The organism is Ancylomarina sp. (assembly GCF_041555295.1).
Lineage (GTDB): Bacteria > Bacteroidota > Bacteroidia > Bacteroidales > Marinifilaceae > Ancylomarina.
The window spans coordinates 1-2,507 of the sequence record NZ_JBFFKR010000395.1 but is presented as its reverse complement, the minus strand read 5'-3'; the positions used below and the strand labels follow the sequence as shown (position 1 = coordinate 2,507).

At 33.1% G+C, this 2,507-nt stretch carries 2 protein-coding genes; both read left to right on the top strand.

Going from position 1 to position 2,507, the window contains the following annotated elements; all coding sequences use genetic code 11:
• On the top strand, positions 1–2,051 hold a 2,051-nt coding region (locus ABY905_RS16380; RefSeq protein WP_372645815.1), incomplete at its 5' end, for an outer membrane beta-barrel protein.
• A 231-nt stretch (positions 2,052–2,282) separates the two neighbouring features.
• On the top strand, positions 2,283–2,507 hold a 225-nt coding region (locus ABY905_RS16375), incomplete at its 3' end, for a YitT family protein (RefSeq protein WP_372645813.1).

Sequence of the window (2,507 nt, the reverse complement as noted above, 5' to 3'; positions counted from 1 at the left end):
TGAATCATTCAACCAAGGCTCTTCATGAAGTTGTTGTAAACTCAGATAATCATGCTATAGATTATCAAATCGACAAAAAAGTTATCCCTGTTAGTAATCAACTATCTGCTGCTGGTGGTACAGCTATTGATGTTTTAGAAACAGTTCCTTCAGTAGCTGTTGATGCAAATGGTAATGTCAGTTTAAGAGGTAGCTCTAATTTCAAAGTACTTATTGATGGACGTCCGTCAATGAGGAATACTCAAGATATTTTAAGCCAAATACCGACCAGTCAGATTGAGAATATTGAAATCATTACCAACCCATCTGCAAAATATGAAGCTGAAGGCGAAGCAGGTATCATTAATATTATCAGTAAAAAATTCACTCTAAAAGGATCAAGTGGTTTTCTAAGCATCACACCAGGCAGCCATGATAATATGGCTGGAAATGCGATGTATAATCTAAAAAAACAGAAGAGTAATTTCAACTTAGGAGGCAATTACACCCAAAAAGCATATTCTGGCGAAAGAAATAATTATCAAACATTATTTACCGAACCCTTTACTTTTATTAATTCTTCTGGAGAATTAGATTACAAGAGAAATATTTATAAATTTTCAACTGCTTATGATTTCGAAATAGACTCCTTAAATTCATTTTCTATTACTGCTGAAATTGGACGTTCCGATCTAGACAAAAAGGATGACTTGATATACGATACCTTTCAAACAGGAAGCAGTCATTCTTTGGAAGAAAGCATGGAGCAGACAGACACTAGAACGGATCATTACGTTACAACAGTCAATTATATAAGAAAATTCAATAAAAAAGGCCATCAACTTAATACTTTTATCGATTATACTGGTAGAGATTGGGAGAAAACAGTCTTAAACAATAGCGAAACCACAGATCAAGAAAACACTTATCTTTCATATTTAAAAGAAGATGCTAAAGGCGTTTTAATTTCAACAGACTACACCCTTCCTTTAGCTGGGAAAAATAAATTTGAAGCAGGTTACAAATTCATTTCTCAGGAATACAATATCGATCGAAATTTTAAAGAAAACAGTATAATTAACCCAAGCTATTCTCAAAATTCGGCCTATAATAAAACAATACATAACTTATATAGTACATACTCTGGCAAATTAAATAAGCTAACGTATCAAGTTGGGTTAAGAGCTGAGCACATCAATAGAGAAAATATATATGCGGGCAATAAATACGAAGTAAATCGTTGGGATTTATTTCCAAGCGTACATACTCAGCTCAACGTAGGCAAAGTAAGTGATTTGTCTGCTAGTTATTCGCGACGTATTCAACGCCCTTCAAGCTCGCTTTTAGAAGGCTTTGAAATATGGAATGATAGTTTTAATCGTACCAAGGGAAATCCAGACTTGAAACCTGAATTAATTAATTCATTTGAATTAAACTATAGCACTAAGATTGGGAAACATACTCTTTCTTTTGATTCCTATTACAGGTCAAAAAAACACAAAACAGAACGAATTAAAACAATCTCTGATGATAAACCGAATGTCATTGTCACAACATACGAGAATGTTGGTGAAGATCATACATTAGGCATAGAATCATATGCCAGTTTATCGATTTCAAAATTTTGGAGAAACCAATTACTTGTAGGTGTATCTCATTATAAGGTTGTAGGAGAGTATTGGGACAATGTTAGTATGAATGAAAAGCATGACTTCTCAACTTCCAGCACTAACTATTCCTTACGAAGTGTATCAAGTTTTAAATTGAGTAAAATAACTCAATTTAGCATTGACCTGACTTATAAGTCAAAATCGAAATGGGCGCAAGGCGAAAACGCTGATTCATTCCTAGCTACAATGAGCCTAAGACACAGCTTCTTTAAAAGAAGACTATCGACAAGCTTAATTGTTCGTGATGTATTCAATACCGCCAAATTAAAGAAGACATACTATAATAAAGATTTTAATCTTATTAATAAATACGATCAGAAAGCTCCAACTTTCAAATTAAGTTTGAGCTATAAGATTAATAATTACAAATCGATAAGACGACGTAAAAGTTCAAGTCTTTAGAAAACACAAGCTCATAATATAGAATCTGTGGATAATCGTATTACTTCGATTTATTCACAGATTTTTTTTTGCTTACGACTTTTTATCATGTCAAAACCTATGAATTCTGATATAAATCAGAAATTTTATGTCTCAAAATATTTTATTTAAAAAATTCTTATTTGCTTTGTAGTAAGCACACTTAAAACTGACGACAGCACTCAGCTTACAACTTAAAAATCAACATTATTCATGGCATTCCTTCAAGACGACAAATTATTTTCAGGTAAATGGTTCTATAATTACGCTTTACTTGTAGCAGGGGCTTTGGTACTTGCCTTAGGTTATATTTTCTTTATTACACCCCATTTTATAGTCCCTGGAGGAGCTTACGGTATTGGTATTATCGTCCACAAGCTTTCTATCGGATTATTTCCTCATGGCCCATTTGGCATTCTGGAAGCATCAGAATACTCT